16 protein-coding genes are annotated in these 15,554 nt (G+C 38.0%); 5 read left to right on the top strand and 11 right to left on the bottom strand.

Annotated elements, in window-relative coordinates; all coding sequences use genetic code 11:
- Nucleotides 1-117: 117 nt before the first annotated feature.
- Entirely contained in the window at nucleotides 118-2,160 is a 2,043-nt protein-coding gene (locus tag QL984_RS00270) for a methyl-accepting chemotaxis protein (protein WP_290171836.1), read from the top strand.
- 72 nt (nucleotides 2,161-2,232) lie between these two features.
- Here QL984_RS00270 and QL984_RS00265 read toward each other — a convergent pair whose 3' ends face one another.
- From QL984_RS00265 to QL984_RS00255, 3 genes are all read right to left on the bottom strand, one after another.
- Entirely contained in the window at nucleotides 2,233-2,940 is a 708-nt protein-coding gene (locus QL984_RS00265; protein WP_290171835.1) for a pirin-like bicupin family protein, read from the bottom strand.
- 29 nt (nucleotides 2,941-2,969) lie between these two features.
- On the bottom strand, nucleotides 2,970-3,920 hold the full coding sequence (locus QL984_RS00260) for a glutathione S-transferase family protein (protein ID WP_290171834.1): 951 nt from the start codon (nucleotides 3,918-3,920) through the stop codon (nucleotides 2,970-2,972).
- Nucleotides 3,921-3,998: 78 nt separating this feature from the next.
- Entirely contained in the window at nucleotides 3,999-4,451 is a 453-nt protein-coding gene (locus QL984_RS00255) for a DoxX family protein (protein WP_290171833.1), read from the bottom strand.
- Between the two features lie 124 nt (nucleotides 4,452-4,575).
- Between QL984_RS00255 and QL984_RS00250 the strand changes: the two genes are divergently transcribed.
- Nucleotides 4,576-5,475 (top strand): LysR substrate-binding domain-containing protein, encoded by a 900-nt coding sequence (locus tag QL984_RS00250; RefSeq protein WP_024601610.1) that lies wholly within the window; start codon nucleotides 4,576-4,578, stop codon nucleotides 5,473-5,475.
- A 74-nt stretch (nucleotides 5,476-5,549) separates the two neighbouring features.
- Here the strand turns inward: QL984_RS00250 and QL984_RS00245 are convergent, their stop codons facing one another.
- From QL984_RS00245 to QL984_RS00235, 3 genes are all read right to left on the bottom strand, one after another.
- Nucleotides 5,550-5,960, bottom strand: a complete 411-nt coding sequence (locus QL984_RS00245) for a hypothetical protein (RefSeq protein WP_013465125.1) — start codon at nucleotides 5,958-5,960, stop codon at nucleotides 5,550-5,552.
- Between the two features lie 207 nt (nucleotides 5,961-6,167).
- Nucleotides 6,168-7,013 carry an HDOD domain-containing protein gene (locus QL984_RS00240; protein WP_290171832.1) on the bottom strand — a complete coding sequence of 282 codons (846 nt, stop codon included), beginning with the start codon at nucleotides 7,011-7,013 and terminating at the stop codon, nucleotides 6,168-6,170.
- A gap of 179 nt (nucleotides 7,014-7,192) precedes the next feature.
- On the bottom strand, nucleotides 7,193-8,491 hold the full coding sequence (locus QL984_RS00235) for a porin (RefSeq protein WP_013465127.1): 1,299 nt from the start codon (nucleotides 8,489-8,491) through the stop codon (nucleotides 7,193-7,195).
- A gap of 348 nt (nucleotides 8,492-8,839) precedes the next feature.
- Here QL984_RS00235 and QL984_RS00230 point away from each other — a divergent pair, with 348 nt between their 5' ends.
- Entirely contained in the window at nucleotides 8,840-9,085 is a 246-nt protein-coding gene (locus QL984_RS00230) for a hypothetical protein (protein WP_290171831.1), read from the top strand.
- Nucleotides 9,086-9,161: 76 nt separating this feature from the next.
- Here QL984_RS00230 and QL984_RS00225 read toward each other — a convergent pair whose 3' ends face one another.
- The 4 genes from QL984_RS00225 to QL984_RS00205 form a co-directional block, all read right to left on the bottom strand.
- Nucleotides 9,162-10,505 (bottom strand): SPFH domain-containing protein, encoded by a 1,344-nt coding sequence (locus QL984_RS00225; protein WP_036954443.1) that lies wholly within the window; start codon nucleotides 10,503-10,505, stop codon nucleotides 9,162-9,164.
- Nucleotides 10,498-10,836, bottom strand: coding sequence for a methanolan biosynthesis protein EpsI (locus QL984_RS00220; RefSeq protein ID WP_290171830.1), 339 nt, complete (start codon nucleotides 10,834-10,836; stop codon nucleotides 10,498-10,500). The genes QL984_RS00225 and QL984_RS00220 overlap by 8 nt, the downstream gene beginning before the upstream one ends.
- 145 nt (nucleotides 10,837-10,981) lie before the next feature.
- Nucleotides 10,982-11,794 carry an alpha/beta hydrolase gene (locus QL984_RS00215; RefSeq protein ID WP_290171829.1) on the bottom strand — a complete coding sequence of 271 codons (813 nt, stop codon included), beginning with the start codon at nucleotides 11,792-11,794 and terminating at the stop codon, nucleotides 10,982-10,984.
- 327 nt (nucleotides 11,795-12,121) lie between these two features.
- Nucleotides 12,122-12,325 (bottom strand): hypothetical protein, encoded by a 204-nt coding sequence (locus tag QL984_RS00205; protein WP_138764970.1) that lies wholly within the window; start codon nucleotides 12,323-12,325, stop codon nucleotides 12,122-12,124.
- Nucleotides 12,326-12,493: 168 nt separating this feature from the next.
- Between QL984_RS00205 and QL984_RS00200 the strand changes: the two genes are divergently transcribed.
- Nucleotides 12,494-12,748, top strand: coding sequence for an ogr/Delta-like zinc finger family protein (locus QL984_RS00200; RefSeq protein WP_256872082.1), 255 nt, complete (start codon nucleotides 12,494-12,496; stop codon nucleotides 12,746-12,748).
- A 663-nt stretch (nucleotides 12,749-13,411) separates the two neighbouring features.
- Here the strand turns inward: QL984_RS00200 and QL984_RS00195 are convergent.
- On the bottom strand, nucleotides 13,412-13,582 hold the full coding sequence (locus QL984_RS00195) for a hypothetical protein (protein ID WP_290171828.1): 171 nt from the start codon (nucleotides 13,580-13,582) through the stop codon (nucleotides 13,412-13,414).
- Between the two features lie 330 nt (nucleotides 13,583-13,912).
- Here QL984_RS00195 and sbcB point away from each other — a divergent pair, with 330 nt between their 5' ends.
- Complete coding sequence (gene sbcB / locus QL984_RS00190) at nucleotides 13,913-15,364, top strand: exodeoxyribonuclease I (RefSeq protein WP_138764969.1); 1,452 nt, start codon at nucleotides 13,913-13,915, stop codon at nucleotides 15,362-15,364.
- Nucleotides 15,365-15,554: the final 190 nt, after the last annotated feature.

Here is a 15,554-nt window from a genome sequence, read left to right as displayed (position 1 = left end):
TTTCAACGCGTTAAAGTAGAATAAAAAACAACCAATCAATTTATCCATTTCCTTGGCATAACTCCCTATTGTGACTAATATTTACTCTACATACAGTGATTTAACAAGGATTGAAACATGCGAATTAACTCAATTAGAACCAAAGTTATTTTACCTATTGCTTTTTTAGCACTGATCCTTGCAGGTTTACTTGTTTCAATTGCATCAATTACTTACATACAAGACAACGCGATGAAAAGGCAAACCGAAACCTTTTTTGAAGCTGTTACTGTTATTCTCAATGCCGACAGAGACATATATCAAGCACGTATTGCACTTGAAAATTTACTCAGCGCCGCGGGTGATAGTGAGACGAATAAAGCAGAATTTTTAGAAAACGCAGAGCAAGTAAAGGATCGCTTTAAAAAATACTTAATTTATTTAAAAGATGAAGAGGCATTACTAGCAAAGCATGATTCATTTTCCAACTTTATGCCTTTGTATAATGAATGGGTAAATCATAGTAAAACACTCATTGATACCAACCACTCGCAAGGTAAAATGCAAAGTGATTTAAATAAATCTGAAGCTGAATTTTTACAAATACGAGAAATGATGGATCAAGCAGGTGAAGAGCTTCGCATCCATACCAATAAACAGCAGCAAGATAAAGTCGACTCAGAGTTATTAAGTCGCTATGTAGAAGCAATGGCCGAGGTGCTCAATGCAGATAGAGATATATACCAAGCTCGACTAGCAAAACAAAAAATTGTAAACCAACATGGCGAATTGGCACAAAACCAAAAACTATTTGAAGAAAATGCAGCTCAGGTTATTCGTCGCTTTAATAGTTACCGCAGCTACTTAATTGATGAGCCACAACTGACACAAAAATACGCTAATTTTGATCAACTTTATCAACAGTGGTACGAGAAAGGAAAAGCGTTAGTTTACTCAAGTTCGGCTAATCAAATAGCCTTAATTGATGATAATTTAGCGCAAGCAGATAAAAGCTTTAATGAATTGAGAGAAATACTTGATATAGCGGGCGAAGAAGCGCGAACCTATGCCCGAAAAGTAAAACATGAAGTGCAAGCTAGCATTCAACTTTTTGAAAAAATTGTGTTTATTATCATTATTATTGCCTTTATTGTTGCTTTAGCTGTGGGTTATTACATCCCTAAAAAACTCACCAACAATATAAATAATATTACTCTACGAATCCAAGAAATTGCCGCTGGTGATGGTGATTTAACGCAAAGAATTAATACTACATCACATGACGAGCTCGGTGAGCTGAGTAATGAATTTGATAACTTTTTAGCGCACCTGCAGCAAATAATAAAAAACATTCAGCAGCAATCCATTCAACTAGGTACTGTGACCGGCGATCTTAATAATGTCTCTGATACCGCGATGGACGTGACCCAGCAACTTGCTAATGCGTCTGACTCTATTGTAAGCGCTGGTCATGAAATGGATATGGCAAACCAGCAAATGGCTGAGCTGGCTAAAAATACCGCCCACGAAGCTGATATTTCTAGCGAGCAGGTACAACAAGGAGTTCAAGCCATTGATGTATCGAGTAAAGCAATTGAAGATTTAATCAATGATATTCAATCGGCTTTATCAAATTCTATTGAATTAGAAAGCAGCTCAACCGATATTACGTCTGTACTTGAGGTCATTAGAAATATTGCCGAACAAACTAACTTATTAGCGTTAAATGCCGCGATTGAGGCCGCCAGAGCTGGCGAGCAAGGCCGTGGGTTTGCCGTTGTCGCTGATGAGGTTAGAACGTTGGCTACTCGCACACAACAAAGCACCGATGAAATAGATACAATGATCCAACGCTTAAATAACAATGTAAAAGCGTCATCAGATTCTATTAAAAACAGTCAAACAAATGCTAATGCCACACTCAGTAATTTTGATGCCGTTATTAGTATTTTTAGCAACCTAACTCACGCCTTTGAAAAAGTGCAGCAAATGTCGGCCGAAACCGCACAAGCAACACAAGAACAATCCCATGTAGCAAACGAGATTAATAGAAATTTGGTATCGTTAAAAGAACAGTCAGCACAAATGAAACAAATCTCTGAGCAAACAACTCTGCAGTCAAAAAATGTATCAGCGCTTTACAAGCAAATGAAATCGCAAGTAGATAGCTTTAAAGTATAGTGCTGTAAGTTTTTAAAACAATGGCGCAGTGTTTACTGCGCCATTAAGTTAAACCCAACTAAGCCGAATAGCCTAGGCTAATGTATCAATAATAATTATTTCACACTCTGTTGTTGCAGTTAGCGTGATAAAATCAGCATGAGTGACCTCAGCACCATCCCCTTTGTTCATGGTAATTACACTGCTTTTGTCATCTACAGTAAATACACCATCAGATGCAAGTACATAAGCTTGATGATCAATACGCTGAGTGATGGTGGTACCTTTTGCAATCTTTCCACCATAAATGCGTGCTTGTTGATTGATAAATAAGGTGTTACCCGCATCTTCTGCATAACCCGACACTAAAAGCGTAAGCTCGTTAGCTACGTCGGTCGGAAATTTTTTACTTTCCCAACGCGGCGGCACATCTTGTTTATTACTTTGAATCCAAATTTGATAAAAAGTAAGTGGCTCATTGGTACGATTATACTCAGAATGCACAATACCTGTGCCTGCACTCATTACCTGCACTTCACCTTGCTCGGTTATGCCTTTATTACCCATACTATCTTGATGAGTAATGGCACCACTGCGTATGAAACTAATAATTTCCATATTTTTGTGTGGATGCGCTCCAAATCCCATTTCAGGTGCAACCCAATCATCATTAACAACGCGTAATGTACCAAAGCCCATACGTGCCGGATTATAGTAATCTGCAAAACTAAAATGATGTTTAGATTTAAGCCAACCGTGATCGGCACTGCCTAAACTGTTCTTTGGATAATGATTGATCATGGTCTTTCCTCAAAAAGAATAAACATTAATTAATATGGACGTTCACGGTCGTGTGGAGCATCAAAATTATGCTTTGCACCCAGCGGTACTATTTGTGTTGGATTAATCGTTAAGTGGCTTACATAGTAATGCACCTTTGTGTACTCTAAATCGACGGTTTCTTTAACACCCGGTACTTGGTACAGCTCGTTAACGTAATTGCTAATATGGTGAAACTCGCTTAATTTTTGACGGTTACACTTAAAATGCCCGTGATACACCGCATCAAAGCGAATGAGGGTTGTAAATAAACGCCAATCAGCTTCTGTAATAACATCACCAACGAGATAGCGCTGCTTAGCTAAACGCGCTTCTAGCCAGTCTAAACTATCAAATAGTGCGGTGTAAGCCTCGTTGTAAGCTTCTTGTGTAGTAGCAAAACCGGCTTTATATACGCCGTTATTGATGGTGTTATAGACACGGTTATTCACGGCTTCGATTTCTTCACGAAGCGGCTCTGGATAATAATCATCAGTATTGCCAGTGAGCTCATTAAACGCACTATTAAGCATGCGAATGATCTCTATTGATTCATTATTTACAATAGTTTGCGTTTTTTTATCCCATAAAATCGGCACAGTAACCCGCCCTTCATAACTAGGATCGGCTTTTAAATACAATTGATAGGCGTAATCTAAGTTATAAAGTGGATCGCCCTGCTCGCCAAATTCCCAGCCGTTTTCCATCATGGGAGCTTCAACAATACTCATAGAAATAATGTCTTCGAGCTGCTTTAATTTACGAAAAATAATCGTTCTGTGCGCCCATGGGCACGCTAGCGATACATATAAATGATAACGCCCCGCCTCAGGGGTAAATTTGCTTTGTGGCGCTGATGAAATAGTATCCCTAAAACGGCTGTCTTGGCGTACAAATTTACCGTCGCTTTTTTCGGTGTCGTACCATTTATCGACCCATTCACCGTTAACAAGTAATCCCATGTCCGTCTCCTAAGTATGTAGAATGTGCCAACCTTACGCAGATTGGCAGCTTAAAGTTCAATCAGTTATATGATCAGCTTATTGGTTTAATTTGTTATGAATTTTTCCATCAAGGGATAGCTTTCCAGCTCCTTGAATAAATAAGGCCAAGGTAATTGCCAACAACGATAAACCAAACTCGTAACCGTTGTTGCTCATAAATAAGCCGTTATCTATATGTACGGTAAAAATAGCAACCACCATAGTGATAGCCAGTACAAAACTCGCAGGACGCACCAGCAAACCAGCGATGAGTAGTAATCCACCAAAAAATTCAGCGCCACCCGCCATTAATGCCATTAAATAGCCCGGTGCTAAGCCAATCGACTCCATCCATTGCCCTGTGCCTTCCAAGCCATAGCCACCAAACCACGCAAACAGTTTTTGTGCCCCATGAGCACTAAACACTAATCCTGCAATAAGCCTTAATGGTAGTGTTGCAAAAGACTGTTCAGTTTTTGTGATGGCAGCTGTGATATTTTTAATCGTCATAATGTTTACCTGTATTGTTTCTGTTGATTATGCAGCTATTGTATAAGTTGAATTAAAATTAAATAACTCCTATTATTTGCTTTATATGTTCAAATATTTTGAACATTTAATATTTGGTATGATGATGAATACACCCCCTATTAGCATAGAAGCTTTACTGGTATTAGACGCCATTGAGCATCGTGGCAGTTATGCAGCCGCTGCAGAACAACTTAATAAAGTGCCATCAGCCCTGTCGTATATTGTTAATAAACTTGAAGAGCAATTAAATGTAACTTTATTTCAGCGCCAAGGTCGGCGAGCAGTTTTAACCCCCGCAGGTAAACATTTACTGAGCGAGGGGCGTAAAGTGCTCAATGCTATAAATAATTTATCGGAGCAAACACAAACCATAGCTAATGGCTGGGAGCCTAGAATACGGATTGCTTGTGACTCAATTATTGACGTAACTAATGTTTTTGCTGCTTTGCAACAATTTTTAATTGAACATAAAAGCATTGAAATTGATGTAAAAGAAGAGGTCATGAGCGGTACATGGGAGGCGTTAATAGAAGACAATGTTGACTTAGTGATTGGTGCACCCGCCCCCGTGCCTGCTCAAAAAGGGATCAGAGCAGTGAAAATAACGGATATTCAAAATGTACTTGTGGTTCACCCAACCCACCCTTTAGCAAAAGAGCAAAAACCCATCAAGCCTAGTGAGCTTGGTCAATACACCACAGTGATAGTTCATGACTCTGCAAAACAAAGTATTCCGTGGTCAGCTAATTTAATCGAAGGTAGTCAACGTTTTTATGTAAGCTCCGTAAAACAAAAAATTACCGCTATTTTATCGGGAATCGGGATTGGTTATTTACCAGTAAACCTTATTGCTGAACATATTAAAGCTAAAAAACTTCATGTTGTGGAGCTCATTGAACCACGTCCTATTCAAGACTTATACCTTGCATGGAAAATAACCAACAAAGGTAAAGGATTAAAAAAATTGACTCAACTTTTAATCGACAATAATTTACAGACATGAAATAAGCCAACTACATAAATGCAAAAGCCCATGCTAACTAAATTAGCATGGGCTTTTTTAATCACTAATAGATTTTATAGAGCAAGATCTTGCTTAGCACGTGTTAAATTGTGCGACACTAACTCGTTACCTGATATTTGCTGTGCTTCGTAAAAGTCAGATAACGCTGCGGTTTCGTTTTTAGCCATTAAACGGCCAACACCGCGGTTACTTAAAGCAAATGAAGTCAGCTCACGTACTTTAAAGCGCGGGCCTGTACTTTGCTGTAATAATGTAATTGCTTTTGAGCAAATTTCTTCAGCTTGGCTGTAGTTTTTTGATTTTACATTTAATGCGCAACTGTTAAATGCAACTTCGAATTCTTGTGGGGCTGTTGCAGCCTCTTCAATAACCATTAACTTGTAGTCACTTTGATCAGCCATTACAGCAGCTGAGCAAGTTAATAAAGAGCCAAGAGCGATGGTTTTGATAAGTGAGCGTTTCATGATTAGTTTCCTATTTGGTTAGTCGTGCCTGTTGCCGACAACTAAACTTTAGAGTGTTTACTTAATCTCGACAAACGATTAAAAACAAACCAATAAGTGAAAAAAACTAACCTATAGACTTTAGTCTAATTAAACTGAGCATATTCGTTTTAATAAAAGCGACAAATAACCGCTCGTTTAACTAGGCTGCAAACCCGGCATGATTATTTACTGATTTAAGTAATCAATAACTTCTTCTTGTAAATCAATATATTCATCTTCAGACATATTTAACTTTTTAAGTATAAACGGTTCAAGGTGCTCCCAATCTTTAATTTTTTCATCACGTAAAATACTATTTACTATGCTTTCAGAGAGCTTTAACACACAAAAACAGAGCTGTTGATTAGGATCGGATGTGTCCTCAAGTAAACTTAAATCATGATGGCGTAAAATAAGCTGGCAAATATCTCTTGGTAAATGCCAACTCGATGCTAAGTAATAGCCGATAATGGCATGATTAGCGCCATAAACACGATCTTCAATATCAACTAAACTTTCTTTACTGCTTCTATTTGAACCATGCAGCACATTGACGTAGTCGTCATATTTAATCGCCATGGGGACTATGCCGCAATCATGAAATAAACCGAGTGTGTATAAATATTCAACTGGAATTTTATTTTTTACTCGCTGTCCAACAATCATGTTTACATTAGCAATTTCAGATGCGTTATCCCAAAAACGCTCTAAACTAATACAACATGTTTTTTGTAAAAACATTTGCTTTAATTTAAGCGCAGGAATAAGTGCTTCTATGCCATTCCAACCTAAAAACATGATGGCTTGTTTAATATCAGACACACTACGAACTAAGCCATAAGCGGGTGAATTAACAATTTTCAAAATAGCAGACGCTATAGCCACATCTTTAGCAACGATATCTGCAGCAGCCATTAAAGACGGCTCATTTTGATGTGCTAATCTATCAAGATCATCTAAAATTTGCGGTTTTGGGGGAATAATAAAGTTTTTGTTTACATCAGATAATACCTGCTCATTAACGACAAACATCGATGTCTAGCCTCCAGCTAAGCTATATGGATTATTTATTTAATTCCATTTGAACTTTTATACTAGAAGTTGATTAAAGATTTATCAATTTGTAGGTACTGAAATTAGTAGGGTAAAAATAATTTTTAAAACGATAGGAGCACACGCCCGGTATATAGACGTGTGCTTTGAATATTAGCTTAGAAGTAATAGCCAATATTAATGTTGAAGCGACGCTCAGTTTCGCTGCTATCGCCCGCTAATGAACCACCAACAAACGGCATGTTTTTACCATGAACTAAATCAAAGTAAGTAAATAAACCACCTGCAGCGACCGAGAAACCAGTTACGTTCATCCACGTATCTTTGCTGTTGTCTGATTTGTCGTAAATAGCGCTGTAGTCATTATAAAACTGTAAGTTTGTCACTGCGCCCCATTGCACCGGCACGCTGTATGCTACGTTTGCACTCGACATTGTTGCTTCCGCTGCCATGCTGTCGTAAAACGAGTAAGCGCCTACAGCAATACGGTTTACGTTATCAATATCGTAGTTGTATTCGCCATGTTGTAATTGCAAGTTCCAAGGGCCCATATTACTGTTTAAGTGAAGCGCCCATGCGTTATAGTCACCTGCGCGGTCAACACCATCATGCAAGCCACCAGCAAGCGCTGACACACCAATTTCAGTTTTACCACCCTCATGCTCTATGTGGTAGCCGTAGCGACCTGAGAACGTATTATATTCGCCAATTGGATTGGTCGGCTCAGCGTAAACACCATCACCAGCTTCTCTAAAACCAACAATATCGTATGAGTAGCGATCGCTGCGGTTATCTACATAACCATCAACACCACCTAATTCATCATTTTTGAAAAAGCCTAAATCAAGCTGCCAGTTATCGGCAATTTTACGCTTAAATAACACCCCTAAATCGTGGTCGTCTTCAAGGCCAACGTAATAGTTAGTGCTGAAAAAGTAGTTATGTGAATTGTAAGGCCAGTTACCAAAAGGAACCTGAGTAATACCTGCTTGAACTTGCCAATCATCAGCAAAATCGTAAGCAGCATAGGCGTATTTAACAGCTGTCATGTAATCAAAAAAACGAATTTCAGCGTTTAGTTTTACATCACCCACATCGCCTGAGAAATTTAAGCGAAAAATATCAAAGTCAAAATCGCCGCCGCGATTTTTATTGTCGTCATCATACGAGGTGTGGCTATAGTTGGTTCGAACAGCACCGCCAATTTTAATTCCCTGAGGCTTGTGTTCATGTTTAGCTACTTTAACTTCAGCTATATCTTCTTTCTGTTCAATGGTGCGCTCGATTGTCTTTTCACTTTTTTGCTCTGCTTTTGCAAGTTGCTTTTGCAGCATTTCCACTTGTTTTTGTAAGCTGCTTAATTGCTGCTTTACTTTATCAAGATCTGTATCTGCATGTGCCGGATGTGAAAAAACAACCATAGCCACTGCCAGTGCTAAAGGTTTCATAGGTGTCATAATTTGTCCTTGCTTGCCTTGTTGATATTATTAACTCGAACTTGGTCAGCGTGAGCTAAGTACCTGCTTGATTTTACATGATGTTTTACAATGATAACGCATTTTTACAACTCTTCAATTACACTTTGTAACTTTAAGCAACACAGCAGCAACACGAAAACGTGTTTTTGGCAGAGTAGCCATAAGAACTAATCATCATTTTAATAAATGAAAGCAGCAGCTTGCAAAATTAAAGCTTAAAAAAATAGTAGGATGATCATGTACCTATTTTTAATGTGTTATTATTTAAAAATCATATTTAAAACAGCCAGTTTGTTGCTACATATATAAATTAAGGACTCTCCAAAAATGAAAAATAACGATACCTTTAACACAATTGCTACGTTAATTTTTAAGCATCTTTATAATAACTTTCCAAGCCCAACCCATTTAGATCCTGAGCAAGTAATTAGCGATGCATCAGATAAACAAAGTGAAGAAATTAAAGGCACAATTGCGTTTCTTATGCATGAGGAATATATTTTCTCAACGCCCAGCGCCACTTTTTTGCTAACCGAAAAAGGCTTTAGCCACGCTTTGTGTCCTAAGTTTTAAACTCACCACTTACAAAGCGATACCACAAAAAAAGCCCTAGCAATTAAAGCTAGGGCTTTATAATGATTTTTAACGTTTATTTTTTCTCTTTTTCTAAACGCTTCTTAAGGCTCAATGCCGCGTCGGCCGCCAGTAAGCGCATAAATTCAGAACCATTATTTTGCTCACCCTGCCCTGCACCTATAACAATTTCAGGCACTAAGCGACTGTTACCTAAGCTATTAAATAAAGCCGTTTGAATTTTAACTTCTGCTTTAAGTGTTTCATCAAATACATACTTAGGATCAAGCGCTGCTGATTTTGCGCGTAAACGTGCTTCAGCTAAAACGTCCATACCTAATGCTTCTAAGCGTTGCTGTTTTAAAATTTCTTCTTGCTCTTTTGCAAGCTCCGCTTTAACAGCTACACGTTGCTGGGCAGAAATAATCGCATTCGCTTTTATTCGTTCCGCATCAATTTGCTCTTTAATTTTTAGCTTTTCAGACTCAGCTCTTTGCTTTGCAATCGCTTGTTCGCCTAATGCCACTTCAGTACGTGCTTGTTGCTCTGCTTTTTTAAGGTTTTGTCTTGCCAGTGCTTCATCAGCAGCCGCTTGCTTTTGCGCCTCTAAACGCGCATTTACTTTATTTTCGTAATCAATATCAATAATACTCGCATCAACGACTGTGATCCCGTAAGAGCCTAAAATAGGCGCATTACGTAGCGGATTACCTTCATCATCCATTTTAATATTAATAGTAACGCGCTGTTGCTTACTCAAGTTACTTAAATCATCTGTTTTATCACGCTCACCGGTACTAATAATTTGCTCAGTAACAAAAATACCATTAGTCAGTTGATCAGAAAAATCTTGGCTTAATTGACCATTACCACCTGAATAATGTTGCTCCACCGACATCATACGTGCCGACGCTTTTACATTTTCTGTTGTTGCACGCATTAAAAGGTTAGAGATTAGGGTTTCTTGGGAACCAAATTCTTCATGAATTTTTAATAAACCACGCAAAGCACCCGATTCACTAGCGGGTACGTTGCCAGGTAATCTAAAGCGGGAAACACCGCGTGCCCCACCGGTCGTGGTATCTAAGAACCGAATAGGAATGAGTGGTACAATGGCACTGGCTGTTGCGCTGCTATCGCCAGTAAAGTTAATTGAAATAACTTTTTTATAGGCTGATGTCGTACCAAATGCTTTTAAGTAAGGGCCCGCTTGATTTATTACCGTTAAATTACCGGTAAAAGCTGACTGATGAACTAGCCGTTCATCGGCTTCATTCCATGAAATAACCTGCGACGTTAATGTTGCAATCACTGCTAACACCACGACAACGGATGTTAGTAAAATCACATTACGACGACCAAAACGTGCCATAAATGAGGTGTTTTTTGCCTCAGCGACTGCTTGTTGCTCGCTATCCATTTTTAGTACTCTCCATGTTTAGTTTCTTTTTAACAAAATACGTAATTTCTTGTTCGCTTAAATGTGCACAAAAACTACCCGATCGATGCAAATCTATAAAAGTTGCAAGGATCTCTTGTTTGCCTTTAATTGTTTTTTTCTGGTTTTCTTGGGTTTGGTTTTTCTCGCTAAGTTGAGCAATGAGTTCATCAATAATGGTGTCTTTATCAAATAACACATTATATTCTTTTGACTTTCTTACTCGGCTCTTTCGTATATTGCTGTAAATCACATAAAGCGCCACACACAAAATAATAACAAGCGTACTTAACCCAATAATATAAAAAATCATAACGTCTGCTTATATTAATTGAATAATTAACCCCAACAACAAATGTAACGACTAGGTCACAAATGTTAAGCCGATAATTTTACAGAATAACGACCCAAATAACAGAATTAAAACTTGGCTTGTGTATATTTTTGTAAACTAAAAATTAATCAGTGCGATTAAGTAACCTGACTAGCTGGGTGATCACCATTTCTGGCTCATCATTTTGTGGATAGTGGTAACTTTTACTGGTTAGCACTATCTCACCTTGAGGAAAAGCATTAGCCCAGTTTAAATGCAGTTCTCCCCACATTTCACGCCCTTTATCGGTAAAAAATAACACCGATGGATTTTCATATTTTTTAACTGAGGCAATAACCGTCACGGGAATATCTGCTATTTGTGGATAATCGGGCAAAGGTCGCTTCGACCAAAAGTCTAAATACTGATTCGACATGCCGTTTTTCATATCATCACGTTTTATAGCGGCAATTTCTTTTTCAGCGCGCGGTAAATCAATCTCACGCATAATATCAACATCATGCTCTGAGGCAGGTTCAATTAACATTAACGCTTTAATGTTATCGGGGTAACTTGCTGCAAATACTCTTGCGATATAAGCACCATAAGAATGCGCCACATAAACTACTGGTTCATCAATTTTTAGTGCTTTAAGCAATAGTAAAGCCTCAGCAGCATACTGCTCTGAGCTATAGTTTTTCTTTATTTGCGCTGAGCCGCCATTGCCAATTCGAGAATAGCGAATTACTTTTGCATGCTTAATAAGCGCTTTATAAATGGGATCCCAATCACTAAGCCCTGCAGAGCCACCCGCCTCGAGTAAAATAGTGTGTTTGCCACTACCCGCCATTTCATATTCAATATCAAAGCCATTTACTTTAACTTTAGCAAGCTCAGCAAACACAGCGGTAGAGGTGATTAATACCCAAAATAGAATCGTTTTTATTATTAGTTTCATATTGTTAAAATAGATTAGTAGTTAGTTTAAGTTTATAACATTATAAATAGAGCGAAAAAACCTTAATGGATGAATTAATCATTCTACTCTTTTTGGAGTTTTTCACCTGACATCTTATACAGCCATGTAACCGTTTATGAAAAAAGGTTGGTAGACTATGGGTTATAAAGTCGCGCCCTGGTACTTTGAATTTGTGATAGTAGGCATTGCCGTTTCAACAATTGGGCAAATTCGATTGTTTAGAGCATTTTGGGGTGTCGGGATAAAAAGAAAGCGCTAGTTAGGAGCTAGAGCTTTTACTTTATAGTTCATGGCATATAGGTATTTTTAGCTATTAACTAGAATCCTATATTTAACTAAATCGACATGACTATATAGATTTTTGACACCTTTACCCTCTTCAATGAATCCTACTTCATCGAGGTGTATGCCTGCTGTATTACCTTCTATTACGCGCCCTTTAGCAACTAATACATCATTCTTCATTAGAGATATGATTTTATTATTAAGTTCACCATTCTTATATTCCATTACATTTTCCTTTTTTGATTGAAGATGCAACATATCAGATTAGTCGACATTATAAAAAATAAGATACTTACGTAACCTTAGAAACTTGCGCTGTGCTAATAAGAAGTATGACACCTAATAATAGTTATTTGTTATGCACAAAATGACAGTGTATTTTATTAACGATTAGTGGTTATTATAGCGCGGGTTACTTGTCCAAATTGCGAAGCTAAAGCAACAATTACGTCACGCAAAAAGCAAAGCGCCCATGTGGTTAATTTATATTGCTCGTGTACTAACACTAAAGAGTGCGGGGCTACGTTCCGTATTACCCAATCGTTTGATCACTTCTTAAACCCGCCTTGTAAAACCACTGCGCAATTAGCAGCATCGCTTATTAAAAACCTACCTCGTGAAGAACAATTAGAATTAATTGGTCTATAAACTAAATTCCACACCTGATTACCGTTCAAAATTTCCAATTTTTCAAGTATGTATAAAAAAATAGCAATCAATGATGATTAAAAAAGCAACTAGATTTATTTTTTAAAAGCGTAAATTTAATCTTTCCTTAGTTGATTTTCATTATTATAAATGCTAACAAACAGTATCAGGTTAATACCTACTAACACAAATACGATATCCCAAAGTTATCCACAATGAGAGCGTTTTCTGTCCCTTGCAAAAGATCCTTAATCACATTATCTTGGTGTTGAAGCTGAGATTATCACTACATCTTGTGGTGTTCTTCAGTGGAGGGACTAACACCATACGCCAATATGGTGTTAGTAAAGTCACTTGCTGAGATTCCAGCAAACGCTTATTTGTACGAAAACAGCGTAACGTATTCTGAAATTATCGGCAAGTTAGTTTTATATTTTTTGGAGGGTAAAAAGTTGAAATTCAGCTTATCCTTAGAAATTTCGGAACGAGCAATTATTAATGTTACACACCTAATAATTGCAATCTGTAGCTTGCTAGCAATGTAATTATAAAGGGCTAAAGAAATTTAGCCCTTTATGTTTTCCTTATCTTTATATGATCTTTTCTCTGGAACTGGTGGTTTTTTTAGGTTTAACAACTGAGTTATACACCCGGTTGCGGCGTTTAACGTTTGTGTTTTTCTTTTAGGTCGGGTACCTTTTTAGCTAACCACTTTGCTGCAATATCTGCCATTGTGGGTAAGCCCTTGGCATTGTTTCGCATGAGTTTAAGTTCTAGGCGTGGGTCTTTATCTTGGCTTAACCAATTTTGAAATAATGGGATATAGTCTTGCACTTCTTTAATGCTAAGCCTCGGATAACGCCCTAGCGTAATAATTACCTGTTTACCATCTACACGACAACGGTAGTGCTAAGTGATAGTCCCCTTAGCAGATACCCTTACACTTAAACTATCTCTATGCGATAATACACACGGTGTTTGATTTTTGCCTAGCAGCTTTATTATTTTCGTTTAACTGGTTGCCATTTAATTTTTTATACACAGTTAGCAAAAAATTTATACGCGAATTTATACACACCATGCAAATATTAAAGTGCTTTCTAAAATAGACAATAAATAACAAAAGCAAATAAAACCCACGAATATATAGGGCTTAAAGAAAGAATGAGCGAACCAACATACTACGAAAACCAAGCAACAATCTATTGGCACGACTACGAAACTTGGGGAGCAAGCCCGCAAAAAGATAAGCCGAGTCAGTTTGCCGGTGTGCGCACCGATCTTGATTTAAATATTATTGGCGAGCCGCTTATAGAGTACTGTAAGCCTCAAGCGGATTATTTACCGCATCCTGAGGCGTGTTTAATTACCGGTATTACCCCACAAGTGGCGATGCAAAAAGGCTTAGTTGAGGCAGAGTTTATTGCTAAAATTCATGCCGAATTTAGCGTGCCTAATACCTGTGTGGCTGGTTATAACAGTATTCGCTTTGATGATGAAGTAAGCCGATATAGCTTTTATCGTAACTTTTACGATCCGTACGAGCGTGAATATAAAAACAATAACAGCCGTTGGGACATTATAGATTTAGTGCGTGCCTGCTATGCACTGCGCCCTGAGGGCATTGAGTGGCCATTAAAAGAAGATGGCAGCCCTAGTTTTAAACTTGAGCATTTAACCGTAGCTAATGGTATTGAACATGCCGCTGCGCACGATGCATTAAGTGATGTAACGGCTACCATTGCACTGGCTAAATTAATAAAAGAAAAGCAGCCTAAGCTGTATCACTTCTTTTTTAGTTTGCGCAATAAAAAAGCCCTTGCTGAATTGGTGGACGTGTTTAACATGACCCCATTAGTGCATACCTCATCGCGTATTCCAGCAACCCAGGGTTGTACCACGTGGGTGGCACCTATGAGCTTTCATCCTGTTAATAAAAACGCGGTTATTTGTTTTGATTTAACCCAAAACCCACAGGTATTACTTGATTTAAATGTAGAAGAGCTACGCAAGCGTTTATACACCAAACGTATAGATTTAGCGGAAGGTGATTTACCCGTAGGTTTAAAGCTGGTGCATTTAAACAAGTGCCCTATTTTAGCACCAGCTAAAACACTACTGCCTGAAAACGCTGCTCGCTTGGGTATTGACCGAGAGCAATGCTTGACTAATTTAGCCATTTTAAAAGCCAATACTGAGCTTCGCGATAAAGTCACTGAAGTATTTAATGAGCAAGGCGATTACAGCGCCACTACAAATGTAGATTATTTACTTTATGATGGCTTTACTAGCCATGCTGATAAAGCCAAATTTGCGATTATTCGTGATGCAAAACCTGAAGACTTGGCAAGTTTAAAGCTTGAATTTGAAGACCCTAAATTCAATACTTTGCTATTTAGATACCGCGCCCGAAACTGGCCACAAACGCTAAACCAACAAGAGCTTGATCAATGGCGTCAATATTGTCAAAGCAAGTTAATGCATGGCGAAGATCAACCCTCAATCAGCGCACAAGATTTTATGATCACCCTTGAAAACCTAGCGCATGAACATGATGACAGTGAAAAAAATCTTACAATTTTAAAAGCGCTGTATAACTACGCGCAAAGCATGTAATTTGCTTTAGTGTATATAACCCATGAAAAACGCGACACTTTAGCAAAAAGTGTCGCGTTTTTTGTTACTAGGTAAAAAACCAAAAAACTATCTCAACAAGAGAGGTAAATGAGAAAACATAAAACCAACATTCATTTTTTATGTATATCACTTCCTCTGAAAGCGCAGCGTCTCTTATCCTCATCGTGAA

It is taken from the genome of Pseudoalteromonas sp. APC 3495, assembly GCF_030407645.1.
Taxonomy (GTDB): Bacteria; Pseudomonadota; Gammaproteobacteria; order Enterobacterales; family Alteromonadaceae; genus Pseudoalteromonas; species Pseudoalteromonas tetraodonis.
Note: the sequence above shows the minus strand (reverse complement) of the source record. Positions and strands in the feature narration are given on the sequence as shown.